Source organism: Streptomyces klenkii (assembly GCF_003626645.1).
GTDB lineage: Bacteria > Actinomycetota > Actinomycetes > Streptomycetales > Streptomycetaceae > Streptomyces > Streptomyces klenkii.
This window is the reverse complement of sequence record NZ_RBAM01000059.1, coordinates 1-1,725: the sequence shown is the minus strand read 5'-3', so window position 1 is coordinate 1,725 and position 1,725 is coordinate 1. Positions and strand designations below refer to the sequence as shown.

Genomic DNA, 1,725 nt, shown 5'->3' with positions numbered 1-1,725 from the left:
CAACGACAGCTACCAACTCATCACCGAGACCGACCCGTTGGGCCACCACACCCACCGCACCTGGGACCGCTACGACCGCATCCAAAGCATCACCGACCCCCTCGGCAACACGACGGACTACGCGTACGACGAGCACGGCAACCTGACGAGCCTGACCCACGCGGACGGCACCACGACCACGGCGCGGTACGACGAGCGCGACCCGGCGGCCGGGCTGCCTGTCGAATTGACCGGGCCGGACGGGGCGACATGGCGCCACGAGTACGACGACCGTGGCAACCGTCTGTCGACCACCGACCCACTGGGAGGCCGGACCGAGTACGCCCATGACGAGTGGGGCCATGTGGTGGCGGTCACCGATGCGCTCGGGAACACGCGACGATTGGAAAACGCCCCTTCGGGCCTTCCGATCTCTGTGACCGACCCTCTGGGACACGTCACGATCGCGGAGCGAGACGCTTTCGGCCGCATCGTGCGTGCGGCGAATCCCTCCGGTCACGTGACCCGCATGGGCTGGACGATCGAAGGGCGGCCAAAGTGGCACGAGCGCCCGGACGGCGTCAGGGAAACGTGGGACTGGGATGGCGAGGGAAATCTGCTGCGCCACCGCGATCTGGCCGGCAACATCACCGTCAACACGTACACGTGCTTCGACCGACTCGCCACGCGCACTGACGCGAACGGCGCGACGTACACGTTCAGTTACGACACCGAGCTGCACACCACTGCCGTCACCGACGACCAAGGCCGCCCTTGGACCTACCGCTACGACAAGGCCGGCCGATTGGCCTCGGAGACGGACTTCAATGGCCGCACGCTGACTTACGGCTACGACGCCAGGGGATTGTTGGCCTCCCGTGTCAACGGCGCTGGCCAGCGGTTGGAGTTCACGCGTGACGCCATGGGCCGCACTCTGGAGCAGCACGGCGCCGACGGTGAGGCCGTCTCGTTCACTTACGACCGCTCCGGCGCCCTCGTCCGCGCGGCCAACGCCGACGTGGTACTGGTTCTGGAACGCGACCTGCTCGGCCGTCCGCTGATCGAAACGGTCAACGGCCGCAGCACCAGCTACGCCTACGACCTCCTGGGCCGCCGTGTCCGGCGGACCACGGCGGGCTGACAGCGCAGTGGAGCTTCGATGCCGTCGGCCGCCCGGCCACGCTGGACAGCGGCGGCAACCAGGTCACCTTCACGTTCGACCCGACCGGCCGCGAGACCGGTCGGTCGTACGGCCGCGAGGTGGCCCTCGCCCAGACATGGGACGACCGCTTCAACCGCATCACGTCGCAGAGCGTCATCCATCACCCCGAGGCCGCTCGGACGATGGTCCAGCACCGGTCGTACGTGTACCGCCAGGACGGTCACCTCACTGAGATCGAGGACCTCGTCGCGGGAACCCATCGATTCACGCTGGACCCCCTGGGCCGCGTCACTGAGGTCGAGACACGGGGTCGGCGGGAGACGTACGCGTACGACGGCGCGGGCAACGTCGTCCAGGCCGGACTTCCCGGTCAGCAGGCCGACGGGGATCGGCTGGTGGACGGCACGCTGATCACCCGGTCCGGGCGTACCGTCCATGAATACGACGGGCAGGGGCGACGCGTCCGGAGCACTCGGCGACTCCTCAATGGCCAGAAGCGCTCGTGGTCCTATACCTGGGACGCGGAGGACCGCCTTGTACGGGTCACCACTCCCGATGGGGACGAGTGGCGATACATCTACGAT

The 1,725-nt window shown here is 67.8% G+C and carries 2 pseudogenes; both read left to right on the top strand.

The features are described 5' to 3' along the window. Window positions 1-1,120 (top strand): annotated as a pseudogene (locus tag D7231_RS34535) (DUF6531 domain-containing protein); the annotation flags it as partial. A 119-nt stretch (window positions 1,121-1,239) separates the two neighbouring features. Then, window positions 1,240-1,725 (top strand): annotated as a pseudogene (locus D7231_RS34530) (RHS repeat domain-containing protein); the annotation flags it as partial.